Raw genomic sequence first — 21726 nt, 5'->3', positions numbered from 1 at the left:
TGTACGCTTCCGGAACCGTTGCCGCGATGAGTCTGGCCGTCGGCCATGTCACCGAGAAAGCCGACAAAGTTACCCCAGTCCGCCCGGTTGTACAGCGAGAAAACGCTATCGGGCGCCGGCAGCCGGTTCGACTCCCCGTTCGCTGCCTGGTGCATTTTGCACCGGTATATCGCGTGAGTGAACTGTCAAGCTCCCGTTCCCGGGCTCTCCGTTTCCCCAAAACCTTGAGCGAGATGTCGTAGTTAGTGTTGCCCCTTTACAGCGTTGGAGTTCAAAAGCGTGAGCATCAACGCAATACGAGCTTTGACTGGGTAGAGGCAGCCTGCTTCCGGAATCTTGTCCCGCGACGTGCGGATAATCTTCCCGCTGAGGCAGCGACTCGCGCGCCACACAGAAATCCCTGCTTCGATAGCGCGGAGCGCGGCCGTCTCCAGATTCACGTTCAACGAACCGTTTCCGGTGGCCGCGATTACCAGACCATCCACAGCGCCAGCGCGCCCTCGATGGCGCTCCTCTATCAACATATCGACAAGCCGCCCACTAACACCTGCGTGGCTGGAGAGTATCTCGACGCGCGGCCAATTCGCTGGGCCTTGCTCGGACATATGCTGCCAGTTACACACAAGTTTTTGGTTAGCAGAAGGTTCGCGAACGTAACGGACCCATCCCTCTTCTACGAAGCCAACCGGTCCGACTTCTCCCGAATCGAAGGCATTCAGTCGACACGGATGCGCCTTGCGGAGAGCGACGGCGTCATGGACTTCGCCAGCGCACACCACCAGAATGCCCATCGAGCCCGGAGCAGTGGCTACCGCAATCGCGTCTTGCAGATTTTGCGGTCCGTCAGCCGAAGTTGCTGTGGCGGGACGCATGGCGCATGTCAACACCACCGGCTTCGAGTCGAGCCCGAGCACCGAGTGCAGGAAAAACGCTGTCTCCGCGATAGTGTCGGTTCCGTGGGTGATGATGACTGCCGCGACATCGGGACTTGCAACGAGAGCGGCGCATCGGATTGTGAGCTGATGCCAAACAGCGAAGTCCATGTCTTTGCTGTCTATCTGCGCTATCTGCTCGAAGTCCAACCGGTACCCATCGGGAACCGCGACGCCATGAGCTATTTGTCGACCGGGAGAGTGCCGGCTACGTACTCCATTCCGCTACCAGGTTTCGCATCTCCCGCGCCGGCGATTGTGCCTCCGGTACCCAGTAGTACGATGCGTTGCGTACCTGAGTCGTTAATTCCATTCATGACTCACTCCTTCGACTATCTCGCCACAAGTATAGATTCAGTGCGTCACATGGTGTTTAATGGTCAATAAAGACAGCATTAAGGAAAATAAAATGCTCGACTTCGAAGACCTTCGCTTGATTCGCGCTATCGGCGCATCCCGCTCGTTGGCTTCTGCCGCGCAGTTGCTGAACCTCACACCACCGGCAGTCACGATTCGCCTGCAGAGGATGGAAGAGCGGATGAATGTAAGACTTGCGGTGCGAAAGTCGCGTGGTATCTCTCTGACCGACGAAGGGCAGCGTTTGTACCAGGAGGCACTGGAGATTCTCGATAGGGTAGAAGCGCTGCCAGTTCAAATCTCCGGTCGCCACGGTGAAGTGCAAGGCACACTGCGCGTCGTAGCGTCTTTCGGGTTTGGCAGAAAATATGTCTCCCAAATTGTGCGGGAACTGCAACGTGTGCACCCCAAACTTGAAGTGATGCTGCATCTGTCTGACAGCCCATTAGCTAATGCGTCCGTGGCTGACGTGGTCGTACATGTCGGCAACCTGAAATCCTCATCCTGGGTCGGATTTCCGCTTGCGCCGAACGAACGGTTTCTGTGTGCGAGTCCGGCATACGCGCGCCGAATCAAAGACCTGAACCATCCATCAGACCTCGCTCGATATAACTGCATCTGCCTGCGGGAGAATGATGAAGACGTCGCGCGGTGGCGCTTCTCGCAAGAACCAAACGGAGGAAGCGATGCGCGAAAGTCGGCCGTTATCCGCGTAAACGGGACGCTTTCTTCCAACGACGGCACCGTCATCACGGAATGGGCGTTGGCCGGGTTAGGTATTGTGGAGCGTTCCGAGTGGGACGTCGCAGGTCTCCTGGCCGCCGGCAAGCTTGTAAGGCTGTTGCCCGAATGGCAGCTGCCGTCTGCGCCGGTGACGGCGCTTCTGCCATCGCGCACAGGTAGGTCCGTCCGACAGCGTATTTTTCTGGACATCGCGAAGCAGTTTCTCAGTCCGCCACCTTGGCGCCGCAGAGCGTAGCGCTGCAACGCCAGGAAGCAACTCGAATTTAATTGTGTTTAATAAAAGATTAGATTTTCGTTAAACATGGCGCAACTTGCCGGGCCTATAGTGTTTCCATTCGCAACGCATCGAGGCATAGCACCATGGGCATCCAAACCGTCAACACCCCGGCCGCAATGATTGATGTCGGCCGTATGCGTCACAACATCGACCGCATGCAGTCGCGGTTTGACAGACTCGGCGTCAAATTCCGTCCCCACGTCAAAACGACAAAATGCGGGAAGGTCGTCGAGGCGCAGGTTGCGGCAGGCGCGCAAGGCATCACTGTTTCAACGCTGAAAGAGGCCGAGCAGTTCTTCGCGGCCGGCATCCGTGACATTGTCTACGCCGTCGGGATGGTTCCGACCAAGCTGGGGCAAGCGCTGGCGCTTCGGTGCAAGGGCTGTGACCTGAAGATTATTGCTGACAGCCTGGAGGCTGCGAAGGCGATAGCGGAATTTGGACACGAGCAGAACGAACGTTTCGAAGTCTGGATTGAGGTCGATGTAGACGGCCATCGGTCCGGCATCCAAGTGGAGGACGACTTGCTCCTCGACGTCGGTCGCGCGCTCGTCGACGGTGGAATGATTCTCGGCGGGGTCCTGGCTCACGCCGGGTCCAGCTACGAATACAACACCAAGGAAGCGCTGGTGAAGATTGCTGAGCAGGAGCGTAGCCTCACAGTGCGGGCCGCCGAGCGGCTCAGAACTGCCGGATTTCCTTGTCCCGTCGTGAGTATCGGTTCGACTCCGACCGCGCTTTCCGCCGAATATCTGGAGGGTGTAACAGAGGTTCGAGCCGGTGTGTACGTGATGTTTGACCTCGTGATGCACAACGTGGGCGTTTGCGAGCTCTCGGACATCGCCCTGTCAGTGCTGACTACCGTTATTGGTCATCAGGAAGAAAAGGGTTGGGCAATTATTGACGCTGGATGGATGGCAATGAGCCGTGACCGTGGAACGCAGCGGCAGGCCCACGATTTCGGCTACGGACAGGTATGCACCGAGGATGGACAGGTGCTCGGAGACTACGTAGTGAGCGGGGCTAACCAGGAGCACGGCATCGTGTCACGGGTGAGTTCAACCGATACCGAGATTGCGAAGAAGTTTCCTATCGGGACTCGTCTGCGTATCGTGCCAAACCACGCCTGCGCCACAGGCGCACAGCACCCGGAATACCACGCGGTGGGTGAGGATGGTTCGGTTGAGACCTGGCCGCGATTCTATGGCTGGTAAGCGAACTCAAATGGAACAAATGCCGGAACAAGCGGCATTTGTTCTTATTTTGCGTCGTTGTAGACAGTTGCGCGCGATACGCCTAGATGTTGTGCGACCGTCTCCATCGACCGCCGCAACTCCAGATAACCCTCTTCTTTCAGTGCTTGCATCAGAGCCCTGCGCTGGTCAGTGCGCAACGCCTGCGGCGTGGTTGCCAGGCTGACCGCAAACCGGTCAATCCGCTCACGGAGTGAGCTTGCGCTCGACGGGTCCAGCGATTCCCCCACCACATCACTTTTGAGAACTGAGAACTGTTCCAACAGATTCGTGATACTGCGGAACAGCGTTACATCGACGTTCAGACAGAGTGCAGCGAAGTAGTGCCCCTCCGAATCCTTGATTCCGATGGAGGTGCTTTTTGCCTGCCGTCCATCCGCGAATCGATTGGCATAGTTCGCGAGGATTTGGGGATAGTCGTCGTCCGCAATCCGAGCGAGGCCCAGTTCGGTCGCAGGGTCGCCAACCTGGCGCCCAGACAGGTTGTTGTGGATGGCGAGGATAGCGTTCTTCGGTGAGCGGAGGTCGTGAACTACTACCTCCGTAAACGGTGCCAGCGTTTCGCCTAGTCCCGCTGCGATTTGCTTGACCTGCTCGAGAATTGTCTGCTGCTCGCTGGTGAGTTTGCTCTTAGTCATTGGACGATTCATCTACATTTCTCCGCATTGTATAGGCTCTCGGCGCGTCGAGGGAAACTCTCGCATTCCCCTATTGTTGACATATATTCTAATTGTAGACAATGCGTCTGGTCCGTGTGCCAGCCAAAGTTTCGTCATGGAAGCGCGGCGCTCGGTCTCTTAAAGACACCACCGCCAGGAGATTTGACATGCAAGGGAAGGATGTACGCCAGAACGCTTTTCAGCGCACCCTCTGCGCGGCGCTTTTGGCGCTGACGGTCGGCGCCTACGCGACAACCGCTAATGCGCAGCAGCTCAGCGCAAATCAGCCTCAGCATTTGCCGCGCATTCTCGTGCTTGCAACGGGGGGCACGATTGCAAGTACCTCTGACCCGCGCTCAGCAATCGGCTACAACGCTGGGGGCATCACCGGCGAGCAACTCGTTGCGAGCGTTCCTGGCATCGAGAAGCTCGCATCGATTAAGGCCGAACAGATTTCCAATGTCGGCTCGCAGGACATGAACAACAAGATTTGGTATCAGCTGGCAAATCGAATCAAACAGGCCATTGACCGGAACGAAGCCGACGGCATCGTGATTACGCACGGCACCGATACGATGGAAGAGACCGGGTTCTTCCTAGGCAGCATCCTGTCGACGAGCAAGCCTGTCGTCCTCGTGGGCTCGATGCGCCCGGGTGGTACGAACAGCGCTGACGGCCCGCTCAATCTGTACGAGGCGGTGGAGGTCGCAACCAGCCCTCAGTCTGCTAACCGTGGCGTGCTCATCGTGATGAATGACACGATTAACAGTCCTCGTTGGGCGACGAAAACGCACTCCACTTCGGTGCAAACTTTCCAGAACCCGAACGCCGGCCCGCTCGGCTATGTTGACCCCGCCTCGATTCGCTACCTCTCACCGGCTCAGACTGGTCACAAGAAAACGCTGGAACTGCCCAGCGGCGGCCTGCCACGCGTGGAAATCGTGTATGCACACGCCGACATGGACGCGACGCAAATCGAAGACGCTGTGCAACACGACGCCAAGGGCATCGTCCTGGCGGGCGATGGCGACGGAAACGCGTCGAAAGCCGCCCTGGACGCCATGGAAGCGGCGGCTCGAAAGGGCATCGTCGTTGTTCGTTCGACGCGCGTGAGTAGCGGATTCGTCAATCGCAATGTCGAGGTCACGGACGACAAGAGCGGCTTTGTCGTTTCCTATGACCTGAATCCCCAAAAGTCGCGCGTCCTCACGCAGCTACTCATCGGCAACGGTGTGACTTCGCCGGACAAGGTACAGAAAGCCTTCCAGTCAACGTACTGAGTTCAATCAGATAGCGGGTCGCCTGCGATGCCGACTCGCCGATACATTGCCAACTCGCAGGCGTCTTCCGCTGCTACCAGTAACGCATGAGGCGCCGGCCCACAACCTGGGGATTAACGAATGTCTACTCAAGTCCACGCTGCAGCTATTACTTGCGCTAATGCCTCCGATATCACTCCGCCGGCCGGCCACTACTCTCACGTCTGCGTTGCGAATGGCTTCGTCTTCGTGTCTGGTCAGTTGCCCATTGACCCAACCGGAAAACCGCTGAGCGACTCGCCCTTCGCCGCGCAAGCCAAGCAGGTCCTGCATAACGTGGACGCATGCCTGAAAACTGCCGGCGTGACGCTTAGCAGCCTGGTCCAGGTAAGTGTGTTCGTGTCGAACATCGAGCATTGGCCTGAGTTCAACAAGCTCTACGCCGAGTGGATTGGCACTCACAAGCCGGCCCGCGCTGTAGCGGAGTCGGCCTCCTTGCACTACGGCGCCGCAGTTGAGGTGGAAGCCGTTGCACTGGCTCCCGCCAACTGAGACCAGAGACATAGGACGAGACACCATCATGAAAAAGTGGAAGCTTTCTCACTGGATTATGCTCAGCATGGTCCTGGGCGTAGCGGTTGGCTACGCCTGTCATCAATATGCGGCTGACGAAGCAGCTGCCAAGGCCATCGCCGCTGACTTCGGTGTGGTGACGACGATTTTCTTGCACATGGTCAAGATGATTATCGCGCCGCTGGTCTTCGCGACGCTCGTCTCGGGCATTTCTAGCATGGACAGCGGAAAGGCAATCGGACGAATCGGCGCGAAAGCTATCGGCTGGTTCGTCGTAGCCTCACTGCTGTCGTTGAGTATCGGCTTGCTGTTCGTCAATATCGCGCAACCTGGTGCCCATCTCAACATACCGTTGCCTGCAGCGGACGCCGCGACCAACTTGCAAACGAGCGCGCTGAACGCCAAAGACTTTCTGACCCACATGTTCCCAAGCAGTATTGCCGAGGCGATGGCGGAAAATCAAATCATGCAGATTTTGATTTTCTCGCTGTTCTTCGGCATTGCCTTGGGCAAAGTCCCGGGAGCACCTGGTGAATTCTTGAAGCGCTCGATTGACGGCCTGATGGAGACCATGCTGCGTGCGACAAACGCGGTAATGGCATTTGCACCGTTCGGTATCTTTGCCGCCATCGCAAGCGTAGTGACTGTGCAGGGGCTCGGCGTCATTCTTACCTACGGCAAGCTGATTGGATGGTTCTACGTTGCCTTGTTCACGTTGTGGACCGTTCTCTATTTCGCTGGTCGGGCCGTATTGGGCCGCCGCATGTTCGAACTCCTGAAAACCGTCCGCGAACCGATGATGATTGCATTCTCGACAGCCAGCAGCGAAGCCGCCTATCCGGTGTTGATGGAAGCGCTACAGGGCTTCGGGGTGCGCAAACGGCTCGTCGGCTTCGTCCTGCCTCTTGGCTATTCCTTTAATCTCGACGGGTCGATGGTGTATCAGGCATTTGCGGCGATTTTTATTGCGCAGGCGTTTGGGGTCCACATGCCTATTGGCACCCAAATCACGATGCTCCTCATTCTCATGATAAGCAGCAAGGGTATGGCTGCCGTGCCGAGAGGGTCCCTGGTCGTGGTCGCTGCAATCTTGCCGATGTTCAAGCTTCCTGAGGCTGGGTTGCTGTTGGTGATGGGCATCGACCAGATTCTGGACATGGGCCGAACTGCGACCAACGTGTTCGGCAACAGCATCGCCAGCGCCGTGGTTGCGAAGTGGGAAGGGGAATTGGCACCTGCTGGAACAAGAGAAGAGGATGAAGCAACGCGCGGACGGAGCGCGAACGCGCCATCGGTTTCAGCGTATGGAAATGCACACTCGTCCTGAGGCAAAGGGGCGCCGTACCCCTCGGCACCCCCGTCTTGATGTTTTGTACATATTTAGACATAATGTAACCCCACCCAGCTGCCTCCGCGCAGAAAGACGTACGACCATGCCGAAAGATGCACAACTCCTTCTCCTCGACCGGGATGTCGTCGAGCCCGCCCTCCAGGCCCGGGAGGTCATGGCTGCGGTTGGCGAAGCCTTCCTCTTGCATAGCCAGCGAGCCGGGCGCGTTTTCCCTGTTGTCCGCGAGAAGTTGCACACGGGCGGCGTGTTCGGCATCAAGTCTGGCGACGTCGCTAGCCAGGACCTTCTCGGTTTCAAAGCGGCCGGATTCTGGCCGAGCAACCGAGGCCGAGGTGGCGAGCCGCACCAGGCAACAGTTGCACTGTTCGACCCTCACACGGGTCGGCCAGTCTGCATCATGGACGGCAACGCGATTACCACCGCACGGACTGGCGCTGCGGGTGGATTGGGGTTGCAGCAGCTCGCGCGCCCCGAGAGCAGCAGAATCTGCATCTTCGGTACTGGGGTGCAAGCGCGGGTTCAACTTCAGTATGCGCTCAAGCTTCTGGCGCAACGTTGTACGGTCCAATACGTGAGCCTCACCGGAGAGGCTGAGGCGGCATTCGAGTCCGCATTTCAGGACCAGTGCACCATCAGCGTGGCAAAGGACCGAAATGATGCCGTTGCCAACAGTGATTTGGTTATCACCGCGACGCCAGGCGGTGGCCCATTGTTCGAAGCTGATGCGGTCAAGCCCGGAACCCATCTCACATGCGTGGGAGCCGATACAGCTGGCAAGCGCGAACTCCCTGACGGGGTATTGCAGCGTGCGCGCGTTTTCGTTGACGACGAAGTCCAGGCTCGCAGCATTGGTGAGTGCCAATGGGAGCCGTCGCTGCCATGCACGGAAATCGGAGACCTCCTCGCTGGTACAGCCTCCTTCGACCGGTCCCCGAGCGACATCACTGTGTTCGACATGACTGGCCTTGCTCTGCAGGACTTGACGGTAGCGCACTTCCTCTATGAGCACGCTATGGAGAAGCAGGTCGGGACGTCCGTTGCATGGCCCTGGTAAATAACATCTTCTAGCGAATCTGAAATGACTACTTTCGAACTCCCCACCTATGCAGACGTCGAGGCGGCTGCGTCGCGCATCGCCGGCGTCGCGCATCGCACTCCGGTTCAAAGCTCGCGTACGCTGAACGAAATCATCGGCGCGGAAGTCTTCTTCAAGTGCGAGAACTTTCAGCGAATGGGTGCTTTCAAGTTTCGCGGCGCATTTAATGCGCTTCGGAAGTTCTCTCCTGAGCAGCGCAAGGCCGGCGTGGTTGCCTTCTCATCCGGGAACCACGCTCAGGGGATTGCTCTTTCCGCGAAGATTCTCAACATTCCGGCAACCATTGTGATGCCGCATGATGCCCCCGCAGCGAAGGTCGCAGCGACGAAAGGGTACGGCGCGAATGTTGTCGTGTACGACCGCTACACTGAAGACCGCGAGGCGATTGGTCGCCGTCTGGCAGACGAGAAGGGACTCACGTTGATTCCGCCTTACGACCATCCGGACATCCTTTCGGGACAAGGCACTGCGGCCAAGGAACTGTTCGAGGAAGTTGGTGCGCTCGATTACCTGTTCGTGCCGCTGGGTGGCGGTGGATTGCTGTCAGGCACAGCACTCTCCACCCGAGCACTTGCGCCGCAATGTGTGCTGTATGGCGTCGAACCGGAAGCCGGCAATGATGGTCAGCAATCGGTCCGGAGCGGCGAAATCGTGCATATCGAAACGCCGAAGACCATCGCGGACGGAGCGCAGACCCAGCATCTCGGAAATTACACGTTCGGCATCATCAAACGCGACGTGAACGACATCCTCACGGCGCCGGATGCGGACCTGGTCAACGCCATGAAGTTCTTCGCTTCCCGCATGAAGATGGTCGTGGAGCCGACCGGATGCCTTGGACTTGCAGCCGCACTAAACCTGAAGGACTCTCTCAATGGAAGCCGCGTCGGTGTTGTCATCAGCGGGGGCAATATCGACCTTGAGCGCTTCTGCTCTCTTGCTACGGCGTAAGCTCCATGTCGACCGTCTTTGAAAAACGGGTACCTGACGGAACCGGTTAGCCCGAACGCGGATTTCGGCATCATCTTCCTGCACAACGAGGGTTACAGCGACCACTGCGGCCATGGTGTCATCGCGCTGTCGACGGCAGCGGTCGAGCTGGGCTGGGTGCAACGTCAGATACCAGAAACGCGCATTGGCATCGATGCGCCGTGCGGGTTCATTGAAGCCTTTGTGCAATGGGACGGTGAGCATGCGGGAAATGTCCGCTTCGTGAATGTGCCGTCGTTCGTCTGGAAAAAGGACGTCACGGTTGAGACGCCGTCGTTCGGGGCGGTGACTGGCGACATCGCTTTCGGAGGTGCGTTCTACTTCTACACCGACGGTCAGCCACACGGACTTGAAGTGCGGGAGTCGTCGGTGGAAGAGCTCATCCGTTTCGGCGCCGAGGTTAAGGCGGCTGCCAACAAGGCGTTCCCGGTTGAGCACCCTGATATTCCTGAAATCAACCACATATACGGGACCATCATCGCTAACGCCCCCCGGCACGCCGGTTCGACGCAGGCCAACTGTTGCGTCTTCGCCGACCGTGAGGTCGACCGGTCGCCGACAGGCTCTGGAACGGGTGGTCGGGTAGCACAGCTCTATCTGCGCGGGAAGCTAGGGAAGGAAGAGACGCTTGTAAACGAGTCCATCATCGGCACCGTGTTCAAGGGACGAGTTTTGAGCGAAACGACCGTAGGTGATTTCAAGGCTGTCATCACGGAAGTCGAAGGCAACGCTTTCGTATGCGGCTTTGCCAACTGGATAGTGGATGAACGAGACCCGTTGACATATGGGTTCCTCGTTCGATAGAGCAATTGCAATAGCGGTACCAGGTTGGCACATACGGGGGGCAACACGAGCACAGGTGCTGCCCGCGAGTTTTTCGCCACGGCTTGAGTAGAAGGTCACAGTGGCGCGCCCACACCGTCTGAAGCGTTACGCACGCTCGCCCCCTAGAGAAATAGCTGATTAAACCAAAAATGTTTCTTTAATCAATAATAACAACTGCCGCATTCCGGATACTATTCATACATCAACTTAGGTTGGCCGGTTTTGAAGCATTTTCAAGCTGTTTGCGTTCATTTTGGCTGCGGAGTCAGTATCTATGCGAGTTGTCGTATTGGGCAGCGGTGTCGTCGGCGTAACAAGTGCGTTCTACCTTGCGCGTGCGGGCCATGAAGTGACTGTCATCGACCGTGAAGAAGGTCCGGCGCTTGAAACGAGCTTTGCAAACGCAGGGCAGATTTCGCCTGGCTATGCAGCGCCATGGGCAGCTCCTGGCGTACCACTTAAAGCAGTGAAGTGGATGTTTCAGAAGCACGCGCCGCTTGCGATTAGGCCAGACGACGAAGACAAGCAGTTTCAGCTTCAATGGATGTGGCAGATGCTGCAGAACTGCACTGCCGAACGCTACGCAGTGAACAAGAACCGCATGGTCAGACTTGCGGAATATAGCCGCGATTGCCTGAAGGCTCTGCGAGCCGATACCGGTATCGAATACGAAGGGCGCTCGGGCGGCACTCTGCAAGTTTTTCGCACCCAGCAGCAATTTGATGGCGCGGCCAAGGATATCGCCGTACTTAAAGAGGCCAACGTTCCGTACGAGTTGCTGAGCAGAGACGAGCTCGCCCGGATTGAGCCCGCACTCGCAGCCACCTCACATAAGTTGACGGGTGGATTGCGCTTGCCCGGCGACGAGACCGGTGATTGTCAGTTATTCACGACTCGGCTTGCGGCTCTGGCTGAGCAGGCTGGCGTCACGTTCCGTTACAACACTCAAGTCGAAGGTCTTGTTGTCGAGGGTGGCAAGGTTACCGGCGTGCGGCATGGTGCCAAGCTCATTCATGCCGATGCCTTCGTAGTGGCGTTTGGGTCATATTCGACGAGCTTCCTTTCTGGAATCGTTAAGATTCCCGTATATCCACTCAAAGGCTACTCAATCACTGCGCCAATCATCGATGAGGGACGTGCTCCGATTTCAACCGTCCTTGACGAAACCTACAAAATCGCTATCACAAGGTTCGATAAGCGCATCCGTGTTGGAGGAATGGCTGAAATCGTCGGCTTTGATAAACGTCTTCGCGAAGCCCGTCGCGAGACGTTGGAAATGTGTGTGAACGACCTTTTCCCAGGTGGCGGCGATACATCGAACGCCACCTTCTGGACCGGACTGCGTCCCATGACGCCTGACGGAACTCCGATTGTTGGCAGCACCGCACTGCCCAACCTTTATCTGAATACAGGTCATGGCACGCTCGGCTGGACCATGTCATGTGGCTCGGCACAGCTTCTTGCGGACTTGATATCCGGAAAAGAACCAGCTATCAAGCATGACGACCTGAACGTTTTCCGCTACGCCACAGAACCTCAGGCTCCAGCCGACTTTAACCTCAACTAGGCGCCGCGTTGCTATAGCAATCGTCGGCTCGCGGTACCGATATTCGCCACGAACATTGAAAGCAGCACGAACGCGAGGGTTCGCGCAGTTGAAGGCGAAGCTGGCGGGCAGTTCTCAGAACGCAGGTACTGTTGTGCCGCGGTCATCTGCCCAACGCTAGCAATTGCATTCGAATAAGCATCTCAGGCAATGAAAATTGAGTCGCCGGGTCGAGGAGAGGGCGTCGTTCAAAGTTAGCACGCTAGGCTTATGCACAGTGGGAATGCTATGCGGTAAACCGTGAGTCCCTACAACGTCGGTAATCGCTCAAAGTGTTCGAAGCGGGCGAACGGTGGCAGGACCTCGGTTACCTCAAGCCTGTCGACAAGCGCGGCGGACATGCCCTCACTTAACCAGGCACACATTTCTGCAAGCTGCTCCGGCGAGCCCTGAATCATCGCTTCAACCGAGCCGTCCATGCGGTTGCGGACCCAGCCAGTGACGCCCAGTGCATGGGCGCGGCGTACACAGGCCTCCCGATAGCCAATACCCTGCACGAGGCCGTGCACCCTCACCAGTCGCGTCTCAAGTATTCCATCTTTCTGGTCGTCTTCCATCCGTGTGTTTCCAGCGTTGGCTGACACGATGTCCTGCGCGCCGAACGGCTCCGCATGGACGCGCCTATCGCGAAGTTGGGAAGCTATCGAGTCGGCGCTACTCACCGGTTAACGGCGCCCCACCCGGCCATGCATCTGCCAAAGCTCTCTTCATGACAACTGGTTGTTTTTGTCTGCGCGAAACGGAGTAACGCGACGCTCATTGAGGAAAATCTGCGGCGTTCAGCTTTATTGGCTCGTCCGAGCCTTTCAGCACCTTTCGTTCAACAGCTGCCACAATCCGCTTGTGTCCGTCCATATAAGCTTTTAGAAGACGCGCATCGTTTGCGCCGATGGGCGCCCAGAAATACTGTTCGAGTACGTCTCGGGTAATCGAACATTGCACCGCACGTCCGCGGGCAATGACGATGAAAACTACCAGTTTTCCGTCTGGCGAAACGCTGGCTTCTGCGGCGAGAGTGCTGTCCATGGTTCATTGGTTCTTTGTTGACCCAGCCACCGGGCTGCCCCCGCAGGGACTGGCGTCGGTACTCGTCTCATCATAAATCATAGAGCCCTACGCTTAGAGAGTTCTCGCTTACGTCGGTGGGGCAGCCGAATCGTGACCGGCACCAGACGTGCGCCATATTGTCAAGGAAATGCGGGATGGCCACAGAGTCGGCCGCCGACGGCGACCGCAGCTGTCGAAATTTACCGGGTCGCGCTTACAGCCTCACCTGCCTGTGACGGACCGGAGCACGGTGAGTAACTGAACCGGCGTGAGCGGTTTCGCGCAATGCCCATCAAAACCTGCCTTGAACGCGCGGACTATGTCCTCGGGGGAGGCACGCGCGGTGAAAGCAACGAGCAACATATCGCGCGTGAGTGCGCCAAGCCGGAGTTGGCGTGCGAGTTCGAAGCCAGTCATGCCGGGCATGGCAAGGTCGACAACAACGGCGAAAGGCAGCCATTGTTCGGCGACCGCGAATGCCATACGAGCATCGCCCACGCTCCGAGCTTCGAACCCGTCCTGCTCCAGTAACAGCTGCAGCGCATCTGCGCCGGCGGGGTAGTCATCGACCACCAGAACGCGCGGACGCGCAATCGGGCCCAGTGCATCGACAGCGCGCCACATCACGAAGTCATCGGTGCTGTCGACATAGACGCGGTGGACCATGATGCTGCCTCCTGGTCGAACGTATCCTGGCCCGTGTAGAACTGGCCTGCCGCGAGACCTGGCTATTTGCGTCACCGCGGCCGCTCCGTGCCACGAGTTTCACGCTAACACTTGAAAAAACGTGGGGCAACTCGGCGAAACCACCGATTCGTCGGACCTTGGAGGTGACAACAGCACCATCGGCGGCGATAACGGTGATATTTCATGCAGCAGCAGGCCGGCGTTGAGCATCCAGCTCGGGCGGGTGATTGCGACAGGTGCAGTCGAAACCGTCAGCATGCATTTCATTATCGTTCTAATGCCTAGCCGAAGTCCTTCGGGCGTGGGCCGAACTTTTCGCCAGGCTTGGCTATGCCGCTGCCTGCAGCAGGACGTCGCAAACAGCAGATGAACTCGTGACGGACTGGCTGCGACAGATGCGCCGCTCCCGGATTTTCGCCTGACGTGTCCAGCGCTGCTATTTTCGGGTCACCACGTCACGCCGCACTTGCGTAAGCACGTATTGTTAGCACCTGCTCTCAGGCGGGAACACGCGCCAGGTACCGTCATCGTGCCGGAAGAAAAATAGTGCAATCGGGCCTTCCGGTCGCAGTGCCTCAACGCATACATAACGTCTCCCGTTAGAGGCTGTGCGACCGAATCGGGTTACCCGAACTGGTGTCGCGGAAGTTGGCGTCAGCCATTTTTCAACTAGCAAATGCAAAGACTTTTCTGCTGCGGTCATCCGCTTCTCCTTCAACCTCGCTCCCGTTGGTTCGGTCGTGCCCCATTGGACTTGGCGCGACGAAGTTTCGGCCACAAGGAGTCTGGTCAAATCGCATGATTGACAGTGAACGCAACCCAACGAAGCAACGGCGGCTACCCGTGCAACCATGCCTGCGAATGTCTGGCTCAGGCCAATGCTTCATGACGGCATCCGAGGCGCGCCGGACGCCGCCGTGCTCCAAAAGGTCACGCGCAAAAAAAGCGAGCAGAGGCTCGCTTGAAGAATTAGGCGCCGGTGGCCGACGTCAAAAACGCTGTTACTTCTCAGCGGCGGCGACTGGTACGACGGCCTGTCGAGTCCGCTTGGCCGAGGCCGACGACGCAGCGCTAACATTGCTTTCGGCAATCTCAACCGCTTGCTTCGTAGCATTTTTGGCAGCTTCATACGTCGTGCTGGCCGTTTCGCTGGCCGTCGTGATGAATGTCTTCCATGCTGCCACGGCGGTTTCGCTTCCGGCCGGTGCGTACTTCGCGAGCTTGTCGACGAACTCTTGCGTCTCGCGATAGTACTGCTGGAACTGCGCTTCAGCCGCCGCCGCGAATTCACCTTGCGTGCTGGAGATGATTTCGTACACTTTACGGCCGTACGACTGCGCTTTGTCTGTCACCGACTGCGTATAGCTGGCCTGCAGAGCGAACAAGTCCTGTGGGTCTTTGGAAGAAAGCGCCTTGGCCGTGATTTCCTGATTTTCGGTGAGCGTCGATTTGACCACTTGCAGGTTCAGTTCAACCAGCTTTTCAACGCCGCCGAAAGCTTTGGTCAGGAGTCCAGATATCGTTTCGAAACCGACCTTCTGCGCTGCGAAAAGTTGTTCAGGGGCGAGACTGCTCATCACTAACTCCATAAGGGTGGACGTGGCGAGTCTCCGGAACACCGCCGAACGGCATCACAAACGACGAGCCACAAAATAGGAACGTTGGTGCGGTGCAGCGGAGTTCATTCTAGGACTGAGTGTGCGAATGTCAATCGTTTGCTGCGTTGCGGCGATACGCGGCGTGTGCCGGAGACGCTTAATGCCCCGTTGCTGTTGACGCACAGCGGTGCTCCAGGGAAAACCCGGCCAACGCTTAGGGCCTTGCCTTGAGGTCATATATGAACGCTTACCTGGGTGTGTGCAACGCCGCAAAAAAGGGTTGCAGTCAGCCGGCCGAAGCCGTTGTGGAGCGCTGTCGAACTCGATGCGCAAAAGTCGTTGCTTCGGTGCGCGTAGGCGTGTCTGCCCAGTGGGACGCCATCGTCAACGGTTCAGTCGAACACTGGCGCACGCGTTGAAAAATGTTCGCACTTTGCTGATGAGGCAACGGCGAATCTTCCAGTACCCCCGGCCCAGCTTAAACAAGAGGCTGGCCCGTGCGAGAAACGCTATAGACCGCACCCTTTATTGGGGCGGTTCATTTGGAGAAGTCCGGGCAGGCTCTGGCTTTCACCATGTCGAGTCATGATGGCTTTACATCGTCTGTGCGATGGGACACAGTTGCCGACCGAGAGAAGCGGAGCACGCTGAATACGGCGCAACGACTTGTGCGCATTGTTTTTTGTTTGACACCAATGCGCACGCGGAGGAATAGTTGTGCAAACAACCAACACACAACTTCGGCGCCTTGCAGGTTGACGCGTACTTAACATTGCGTCACGAGGCTGTCATGGCGGACGTGTATCGTCGTTCGACGCTGTCGATGAGTGGCGCTGAATTGCACAAAAATATAAGCTGAGAGACACAAGATGAATCGACAGGCCCAAAATATCAGTCACCTTGAGCGTAGCGCACAGGACAACCGCCTCAGGCGCGCCTTGGCTGCACGGGTTGACAGGGCATTCAAACGCGCCAATATCAAGTCAGCCCACGCAGCGAAGTGGTTAGGCGTGAGTGAAGACGACGTGGAGTATTGGCGACGCGGAATCACGGTCCCTCCGCTGAACGCTTGCGCGTGTCTCGCCGCCGTCCTCAATCTCGACGTTCACTGGCTCTGCACGGGGCACACCCAAGTCGCCTAGTCCGCTTTCCGTGAGAATCGCGGGGTAAGGAGTTACCGCGGGTAAGCGATGTGTGCGGTCTGCTGTCGACAAGCTCGTACGACTTTGCAGGTCGCTGGAGAATGTCGATTTGGTCGCAACTTTCATTGCATGGGCCTTGCGCCCTGGTGCTCTGGCGCTTTCTGTCACTTCGCTCGCCACATTGGCAACGCCATCCGGTTCGCCATCTCGACGCCCGAAGAAAGCGTCGCCTACATGGAAGTACTAGGATGGCGGTGGAGAGGCGCGGCTCGGTGCGGCGTACTGTCCCGCAAATTCAGCTAAACGCGGCCATCGGTTCTTCGATGCGCGCGGAGCCGCGGTTCTGATTACTGAAGAGGGCCTCAGGGTCCTCTACTGGTGTTTCGCTGAGTTCGCGGAATGTCGTGACAAGGCTATGCCAGGAAGCGGACCACCTCGTCTCCCTTAATCGGGCACCAGTGGCGTCGGTAATTCGCAGGACGCCGGTGTCAGGGAAGAATGTGAGCGTGACGGCGATGCCGTCAATGACGCAGGTTGCGGTACACGATTTCGTTGCCAGCATGTGAGTCTCCAGTGGGGTACGCGGTGTGGGCGCCGCTCGGTTGACGGGCTGGCTCAATCAGGCAATGAATGTGCCCGTGACCACGCTGCCACTCGTCTCCCTGAGGGCACAAGGGTTCAATGAAGCCGGGTGCACGGCAACCGAAAGGGAAGCGATTCAGAACGCGACATAGTGTTGGGCTGCTGCCAACACCAACGCTGCAAAGTCCCAACACCAATAGCCAGTGCCAGGGGGCTGCCAAAGCCCGGTCACCCGCGCGCCACGCGAGCGTTGTCCAAACGCAAAAAAGAGAGCCCAGTCCCGTTGGGGAACGAGGCTCCGGTGGATAGGTGAGGTCGTACAGACGCGTCGATGTTTGCCGACACATTCCCATCGCTAACAATGCCGTTGCTACATCAATTGCTACTGCCCCACAACTACAGCTTGAAGCAAACCCCCACTGCCTTTAACGCATACTGTTTCAACTACGCGGTATTTCAACTCCCGACGCTTCAACTGTCTGCTGCTTCGACTGCCTGCGCTTCGACTACAACTGCTTGAATTGCTATCAATGGTACGGTATCAAACGATACTGCGGGAGAAGTCAGAAGACCGCGTGCGTGGGCTCAACGAGTCGCTCCATGGAAACAAGTTTAGGGGTGGAAACGAAAATCCGATTGAGCGACACGAGTGGCGTTCGGCGGGCAGTTCGGTGGATTGCGGGGAGGTTAGGTACCAGCGGGTGGCTTCGGGCGACCAGAAGATGTGGCGCGCGCGGTCGTGTGCCTGGCGTCGGATGAGTCGGCGCGGACGGTAGCGATGCCGTCCGGGCTGAGCATCGTCGAAAATGGACGATGCCCGGCGAACCGGGCATCGTATGCTGCAGTGACGCAGATTTTCTCTTAGACCGGCGTGATGTTTGCGGCCTGCTTGCCTTTCGGGCCCATCTTCACGTCGAAGCTGACCTTCTGGTTTTCCTGCAATGACTTGAATCCCGCTGCCCTGATTTCCGAGAAGTGGGCAAACAAGTCCGCACCGCCATCGTCCGGCGTGATAAAGCCGAAGCCTTTCGCGTCGTTGAACCACTTTACTGTGCCTGTTTCCATCATTCAATCCAACAAAGTGTAAAGAGCGCACCGAATTCCGTACGCCTGAATCTTGTACATATTGCAACAGCGGAAGTTACTGCCCGGCGCTCAACCACAGTGTTGAAACCGCTATCCAAGACTCCGACACCGAATTTGTAGCCGATTGCGGAGTACGGGTCAATTCGGGCGGCGGTCTCAAATGTGAGGTGCAACACCTTGTCTCGTATAAAGTGTCGCGATGCAAGAAAAGACGCACTATCAGCACGCCCGATGATTCAGGACTGCGTTCCCGTTGTTTGGTAAGCCGTGTGGGGTTTGTCCAGACGAAGTATGTTACTGCGACTCGAGAGCGTCGAGTCGCGCTTGCGCAATCTCGCCCGGGTGTTCGCAGTGGTACGCGTCGAACAACTGTGAGCACAGCTCAGCAAGCGAAGCGAGGTCCACGGCCTGGTCTGCGTGCTCGACCTCGCCTGCGTTGAGTACGTCATCGAGAACCGGAGCGAGACGGCGCAGTCGCACAAACATGGCGGCGTCTAGTTTCATGTTGGACCTCCTGTGGCCAGACGGTGGAGCACACCCTGAGTCGACCAGCCCCAAAGCGATGTTTCTCCTTCATTTGCCTGGCTCGTTCAATATGCCGGTTGTCGCTGCAACGAATTTCATGATGTCTTTCACCAGAATGCGGGCACACGATGCAGGACCGGCATGGGCCGGCACCGCGCTAGTCCGCAAGACCGTGTCCCAATCCTACGCTCTATCAGCTTTCCTGGCGCTAACACGCCGGTTACGGTTCCTGCTGCCTGGCGCGCCGATGTGAACTGGCCTCAGCCAACGCCCTCGCACGCACACTTCTAGTGCAGCCGAGAGCCTGTTTCGGGACCGGGCAGGAGGTAGATTTCCGCCGACGAGCGGCGCGTCTCGTCGCGACGGATGTCTTTCGGCGAGGCCGACTCAGCGGCGGCTTCCTCCGCCGCCTGGCGCATCGTGTTGCGGGTGGCGACCGCCCGGAGCGTCCTGCATTCATGGGCACGCTTGATATCGGACAGCAACCGTACGAGATGTCGCGTCGTGGTTCTCATCTCTTCCTCCTGCCGCAGTGCACAACAGACTTGAGAAACTACTTGAACCTTAGAGTGTGAAGGGCTGCCTCGCAAGGAGATGGACGATTTCACCGCACACGTTCATGAAAATAGCAACAGCGCAGCAACACACATGCCCGGACGGGGGCAACCCAGCGGCAGAGGTCACATTTTGGCTTCATCGAGATGTGGCTGACCCATCAGGCAAAGGCGAGCCGGATTCGTCGTCTGTCCGAAAACGAACGTGGGTCGGTTCGCCGCAATCCCGCATGAACAAAACAGACTGACGCCGGCGTCGGCCGTTGAAAGCCGCTTAAATGTTGCAGCGCACACATGCATAATTGTTAAATCGGGGCGAGAGGGTATACGCTTAAGGACCTTCCCTGCGAGAAGCTCATGGACGTGCCTACTCTCCTGGACTGCAACGGATTGCTGGCGGTATGGCGTCGCCTGACTGCGAGGGCGGAATTTGGTCAGCGGGAACCGTACGAGTTGGACGAGCGCGGTAAGGTGGTGATGAATTCGCTCCCGTCGGCGAGGCGCCAGATAGTGCTCACTGATATTTTCTGTCATGTGACCGAGCAGATTGGCCATCTTGCTGTCATGTCGGTACCCGTCGCCACACCCTCGTTTGGCATCAGGGTCCCGGACGTCGTATGGATGCCATGCGACAAGTGGGAGGGTTTCGACCGCGACGACCCCGTGCCGTTCGTACCCGACCTTTGTGTTGAGGTGCTTCTCGATAGCGACAGAACACAGGACATAGACCGAAGGGTTAAAAGCTATCTGGAAGGCGGTGCCGCCGAAGTCATTGTTGTCGGCCAGCGCGGGCAGGTTGAATTCTGGGGAGCCACGGGCCGGCGACAAGCTTCAATGTTCGGGATAACGCTATCGCTTGACCGCATGTATTTCGAAGAAGGTGATGTGTCCTCCATTTTCAGCGTTCGTTGTTGAGAACGTATCATTCGCATGAGGTCCACACAGGGCGAACGTCACCAGCATTTCAACACGGCGAGTTGTTCGCTCGAATACTTCGCGCAACCATCGCTCGACAAGGCTGTAGAGCGGGCGGTCGTCGTTAATGTAGCGCCCCGCGCAGGAGCTTGGAAACGGACACGCCTCCGGATGTCTCGCTCTGGCTCTCCAAAGCTGCAAGCGTGGCCAGTCGGCTAGCGCGTTTCGTGAGACGAGACCTCTTCTGGACTTTCATAGATGTACGTAGCGACGCTGCGCCGCTGCGGCGCATTCCCCAATTTCATCCGAAGGAAACTGCTTGTCGTGTATCGGGTCACGTCCGGGTAATATCGGGCGACGAGGCCAGTCACCATTTCGGAATAGGCATCGATGAGTTCAGGCGCTATCGGGAAATTGTCGTAGTTGACGATTGCGTGAGGCTTGACCTTGAGGCCGGACAGCGCCCGCTCGACCTCGACACGAACTGCTTCGACATCGTTCACCGTCGTTACCTTGTGGCCTTCGAAGTTAATAAAGAGCATGTTCTTGTCTGCGTCGTAGCTGAACCGCTCACTGAGTTTCAGTCTCAGCAGCATTGCCCGCAAACCCATCGGTCTGTTCTCGAAAATGCGGGCGTCCATCAGACGCGGCGGCGACTTGATGACTGGAGCGAAACCCATCTGCGAAACGATATCTCGCTGCAAGTCAACGCCGGGGGCGATTTCGATGAGTTCGAGCCCCTCACGCGTCAGGGTAAAGACGCATCGCTCGGTGATGTAGAGCACAGGCTGCTGACGCTCGTTGGCGTGACGACCCCCGAAAGTTCGATGTTCGACTGCGTCTACGAACTTTTGACAGATGCCATCCTGGATTATCTGCAGACGCCCGTCTTTGATAGTCACTTCGAGCTTGCCGGTATTGAACGTTCCGACAAAAACAACTTTCTTCGCCGCCTGTGAGATGTTAATGAAACCGCCAGCGCCGGCGAGCTTCGGCCCGAATTTGCTCACGTTGAGATTGCCTTCGCGGTCGACTTGCGCAAGTCCGAGAAATGCAATGTCCAGACCGCCGCCGTCATAGAAGTCGAACTGGTAGGGCTGGTCAATGATGGCGTCGGTATTGGTCGCGGCGCCGAAATTCAAGCCCCCGGCAGGGATGCCGCCGATGACGCCCGGCTCGGTTGTCATCGTAAAGAGGTCGCAGACATTCTCTTCGTTCGCGACGCTCGCAATCCCTTCGGGCATGCCAATCCCGAGGTTCACCACGCTATTGGCCATCAGTTCGAACGAAGCGCGCCGTGCAATGACTTTTCGCTCGGTCAGAGCCATAGACGGAATCGAACTTGTCGCAATGTCAAGCTCGCTAGCGAAGCCTGGACTGTACGATTCGGCGAAAGTTTGCCAGTGGTTCTCCGGTTTTGCGACTACGAAGCAATCGACCAGAATTCCAGGTATCTTGACCTGTCGGGGATTCAGCGTGCCTGACTCGGCAATACGCTCCACCTGAACTATCACAATGCCAACCACCACGATGGGTCAGTGCAATTAGCATTTTGATGGTTGCGCAGGTTCCGCAGGGAACGAGGAATCAACTCGAAAAATTGCCACGGTGTCGACGTCTCCTTCACGAAGTCATCGAAACGCGTCAGGAATTTCTGCGGCGTCAGTT

The 21726-nt window shown here is 57.5% G+C and carries 20 protein-coding genes and 1 pseudogene; 10 read left to right on the top strand and 11 right to left on the bottom strand.

Annotated elements, in window-relative coordinates:
- Positions 1-242: 242 nt before the first annotated feature.
- Positions 243-1082: an asparaginase gene (locus AC3WOG_RS13595; protein WP_492578485.1), complete on the bottom strand. Its 840-nt coding sequence runs from the start codon at positions 1080-1082 to the stop codon at positions 243-245.
- A gap of 259 nt (positions 1083-1341) precedes the next feature.
- On the opposite strand from AC3WOG_RS13595, the gene AC3WOG_RS13590 reads away from it, so the two are divergent.
- The gene (locus tag AC3WOG_RS13590) at positions 1342-2268 is read left to right on the top strand and encodes a LysR family transcriptional regulator (protein WP_492578484.1); all 927 of its coding nucleotides are present in this window, start codon (positions 1342-1344) and stop codon (positions 2266-2268) included.
- A gap of 125 nt (positions 2269-2393) precedes the next feature.
- A complete protein-coding gene (locus tag AC3WOG_RS13585; protein ID WP_492578483.1) occupies positions 2394-3524 on the top strand; it encodes a DSD1 family PLP-dependent enzyme in 1131 nt (376 codons plus the stop codon).
- Positions 3525-3568: 44 nt separating this feature from the next.
- Here the strand turns inward: AC3WOG_RS13585 and AC3WOG_RS13580 are convergent, their stop codons facing one another.
- Positions 3569-4201 (bottom strand): helix-turn-helix transcriptional regulator, encoded by a 633-nt coding sequence (locus AC3WOG_RS13580; protein ID WP_492579794.1) that lies wholly within the window; start codon positions 4199-4201, stop codon positions 3569-3571.
- A 188-nt stretch (positions 4202-4389) separates the two neighbouring features.
- Here AC3WOG_RS13580 and AC3WOG_RS13575 point away from each other — a divergent pair, with 188 nt between their 5' ends.
- The 7 genes from AC3WOG_RS13575 to AC3WOG_RS13545 all read left to right on the top strand — a co-directional run bounded on the left by AC3WOG_RS13575 (position 4390) and on the right by AC3WOG_RS13545 (position 11883).
- A complete protein-coding gene (locus AC3WOG_RS13575) occupies positions 4390-5502 on the top strand; it encodes an asparaginase (RefSeq protein WP_492578482.1) in 1113 nt (370 codons plus the stop codon).
- 120 nt (positions 5503-5622) lie between these two features.
- Positions 5623-6033: a RidA family protein gene (locus AC3WOG_RS13570; RefSeq protein WP_492578481.1), complete on the top strand. Its 411-nt coding sequence runs from the start codon at positions 5623-5625 to the stop codon at positions 6031-6033.
- Between the two features lie 28 nt (positions 6034-6061).
- The gene (locus AC3WOG_RS13565; protein ID WP_492578480.1) at positions 6062-7381 is read left to right on the top strand and encodes a dicarboxylate/amino acid:cation symporter; all 1320 of its coding nucleotides are present in this window, start codon (positions 6062-6064) and stop codon (positions 7379-7381) included.
- A gap of 106 nt (positions 7382-7487) precedes the next feature.
- Complete coding sequence (locus tag AC3WOG_RS13560; protein ID WP_492578479.1) at positions 7488-8459, top strand: ornithine cyclodeaminase family protein; 972 nt, start codon at positions 7488-7490, stop codon at positions 8457-8459.
- Positions 8460-8483: 24 nt separating this feature from the next.
- Complete coding sequence (locus tag AC3WOG_RS13555) at positions 8484-9452, top strand: threo-3-hydroxy-L-aspartate ammonia-lyase (RefSeq protein ID WP_492578478.1); 969 nt, start codon at positions 8484-8486, stop codon at positions 9450-9452.
- 18 nt (positions 9453-9470) lie between these two features.
- Positions 9471-10295 (top strand): proline racemase family protein, encoded by an 825-nt coding sequence (locus AC3WOG_RS13550; protein ID WP_492578477.1) that lies wholly within the window; start codon positions 9471-9473, stop codon positions 10293-10295.
- Between the two features lie 295 nt (positions 10296-10590).
- On the top strand, positions 10591-11883 hold the full coding sequence (locus AC3WOG_RS13545) for a D-amino acid dehydrogenase (protein WP_492578476.1): 1293 nt from the start codon (positions 10591-10593) through the stop codon (positions 11881-11883).
- A gap of 287 nt (positions 11884-12170) precedes the next feature.
- Here AC3WOG_RS13545 and AC3WOG_RS13540 read toward each other — a convergent pair whose 3' ends face one another.
- The 8 genes from AC3WOG_RS13540 to AC3WOG_RS13505 form a co-directional block, all read right to left on the bottom strand.
- Positions 12171-12479, bottom strand: coding sequence for an acylphosphatase (locus AC3WOG_RS13540; RefSeq protein WP_492578475.1), 309 nt, complete (start codon positions 12477-12479; stop codon positions 12171-12173).
- 199 nt (positions 12480-12678) lie between these two features.
- A complete protein-coding gene (locus AC3WOG_RS13535) occupies positions 12679-12948 on the bottom strand; it encodes a DUF1488 family protein (protein WP_492578474.1) in 270 nt (89 codons plus the stop codon).
- Between the two features lie 243 nt (positions 12949-13191).
- Complete coding sequence (locus AC3WOG_RS13530) at positions 13192-13635, bottom strand: response regulator (protein WP_492578473.1); 444 nt, start codon at positions 13633-13635, stop codon at positions 13192-13194.
- Positions 13636-14657: 1022 nt separating this feature from the next.
- Positions 14658-15233, bottom strand: coding sequence for a phasin family protein (locus tag AC3WOG_RS13525; RefSeq protein ID WP_492579792.1), 576 nt, complete (start codon positions 15231-15233; stop codon positions 14658-14660).
- Between the two features lie 1458 nt (positions 15234-16691).
- Positions 16692-16958 carry a hypothetical protein gene (locus tag AC3WOG_RS13520; protein WP_492578472.1) on the bottom strand — a complete coding sequence of 89 codons (267 nt, stop codon included), beginning with the start codon at positions 16956-16958 and terminating at the stop codon, positions 16692-16694.
- Positions 16959-17839: 881 nt separating this feature from the next.
- The gene (locus AC3WOG_RS13515) at positions 17840-18043 is read right to left on the bottom strand and encodes a cold-shock protein (protein ID WP_154560554.1); all 204 of its coding nucleotides are present in this window, start codon (positions 18041-18043) and stop codon (positions 17840-17842) included.
- A gap of 315 nt (positions 18044-18358) precedes the next feature.
- Positions 18359-18568, bottom strand: a complete 210-nt coding sequence (locus AC3WOG_RS13510) for a hypothetical protein (protein WP_492578471.1) — start codon at positions 18566-18568, stop codon at positions 18359-18361.
- A 308-nt stretch (positions 18569-18876) separates the two neighbouring features.
- Positions 18877-19104: a hypothetical protein gene (locus AC3WOG_RS13505; protein WP_492578470.1), complete on the bottom strand. Its 228-nt coding sequence runs from the start codon at positions 19102-19104 to the stop codon at positions 18877-18879.
- A gap of 396 nt (positions 19105-19500) precedes the next feature.
- Here AC3WOG_RS13505 and AC3WOG_RS13500 point away from each other — a divergent pair, with 396 nt between their 5' ends.
- Positions 19501-20058 carry a Uma2 family endonuclease gene (locus AC3WOG_RS13500; protein WP_492578469.1) on the top strand — a complete coding sequence of 186 codons (558 nt, stop codon included), beginning with the start codon at positions 19501-19503 and terminating at the stop codon, positions 20056-20058.
- A gap of 215 nt (positions 20059-20273) precedes the next feature.
- Here the strand turns inward: AC3WOG_RS13500 and AC3WOG_RS13495 are convergent.
- A pseudogene (locus tag AC3WOG_RS13495) lies at positions 20274-21578 on the bottom strand (acyl CoA:acetate/3-ketoacid CoA transferase); the annotation flags it as partial.
- Positions 21579-21726 lie beyond the last annotated feature (148 nt).

The organism is Paraburkholderia sp. FW306-02-B, from assembly GCF_058782725.1.
Note: the sequence above shows the minus strand (reverse complement) of the source record. Positions and strands in the feature narration are given on the sequence as shown.

What these genes read in the sequence shown, in the direction of transcription:
- AC3WOG_RS13520 (WP_492578472.1), bottom strand. Translation starts at nt 16,958, where the DNA reads ATGCTGGCAACGAAATCGTGTACCGCAACCTGCGTCATTGACGGCATC.
- AC3WOG_RS13540 (WP_492578475.1), bottom strand. Translation starts at nt 12,479, where the DNA reads ATGGAAGACGACCAGAAAGATGGAATACTTGAGACGCGACTGGTGAGG.
- AC3WOG_RS13570 (WP_492578481.1), top strand. Translation starts at nt 5,623, where the DNA reads ATGTCTACTCAAGTCCACGCTGCAGCTATTACTTGCGCTAATGCCTCC.
- AC3WOG_RS13585 (WP_492578483.1), top strand. Translation starts at nt 2,394, where the DNA reads ATGGGCATCCAAACCGTCAACACCCCGGCCGCAATGATTGATGTCGGC.
- AC3WOG_RS13500 (WP_492578469.1), top strand. Translation starts at nt 19,501, where the DNA reads ATGGACGTGCCTACTCTCCTGGACTGCAACGGATTGCTGGCGGTATGG.
- AC3WOG_RS13575 (WP_492578482.1), top strand. Translation starts at nt 4,390, where the DNA reads ATGCAAGGGAAGGATGTACGCCAGAACGCTTTTCAGCGCACCCTCTGC.
- AC3WOG_RS13580 (WP_492579794.1), bottom strand. Translation starts at nt 4,201, where the DNA reads ATGACTAAGAGCAAACTCACCAGCGAGCAGCAGACAATTCTCGAGCAG.
- AC3WOG_RS13555 (WP_492578478.1), top strand. Translation starts at nt 8,484, where the DNA reads ATGACTACTTTCGAACTCCCCACCTATGCAGACGTCGAGGCGGCTGCG.
- AC3WOG_RS13530 (WP_492578473.1), bottom strand. Translation starts at nt 13,635, where the DNA reads ATGGTCCACCGCGTCTATGTCGACAGCACCGATGACTTCGTGATGTGG.
- AC3WOG_RS13565 (WP_492578480.1), top strand. Translation starts at nt 6,062, where the DNA reads ATGAAAAAGTGGAAGCTTTCTCACTGGATTATGCTCAGCATGGTCCTG.
- AC3WOG_RS13510 (WP_492578471.1), bottom strand. Translation starts at nt 18,568, where the DNA reads ATGAAACTAGACGCCGCCATGTTTGTGCGACTGCGCCGTCTCGCTCCG.
- AC3WOG_RS13525 (WP_492579792.1), bottom strand. Translation starts at nt 15,233, where the DNA reads ATGAGCAGTCTCGCCCCTGAACAACTTTTCGCAGCGCAGAAGGTCGGT.
- AC3WOG_RS13505 (WP_492578470.1), bottom strand. Translation starts at nt 19,104, where the DNA reads ATGAGAACCACGACGCGACATCTCGTACGGTTGCTGTCCGATATCAAG.
- AC3WOG_RS13590 (WP_492578484.1), top strand. Translation starts at nt 1,342, where the DNA reads ATGCTCGACTTCGAAGACCTTCGCTTGATTCGCGCTATCGGCGCATCC.
- AC3WOG_RS13560 (WP_492578479.1), top strand. Translation starts at nt 7,488, where the DNA reads ATGCCGAAAGATGCACAACTCCTTCTCCTCGACCGGGATGTCGTCGAG.
- AC3WOG_RS13515 (WP_154560554.1), bottom strand. Translation starts at nt 18,043, where the DNA reads ATGGAAACAGGCACAGTAAAGTGGTTCAACGACGCGAAAGGCTTCGGC.
- AC3WOG_RS13545 (WP_492578476.1), top strand. Translation starts at nt 10,591, where the DNA reads ATGCGAGTTGTCGTATTGGGCAGCGGTGTCGTCGGCGTAACAAGTGCG.
- AC3WOG_RS13535 (WP_492578474.1), bottom strand. Translation starts at nt 12,948, where the DNA reads ATGGACAGCACTCTCGCCGCAGAAGCCAGCGTTTCGCCAGACGGAAAA.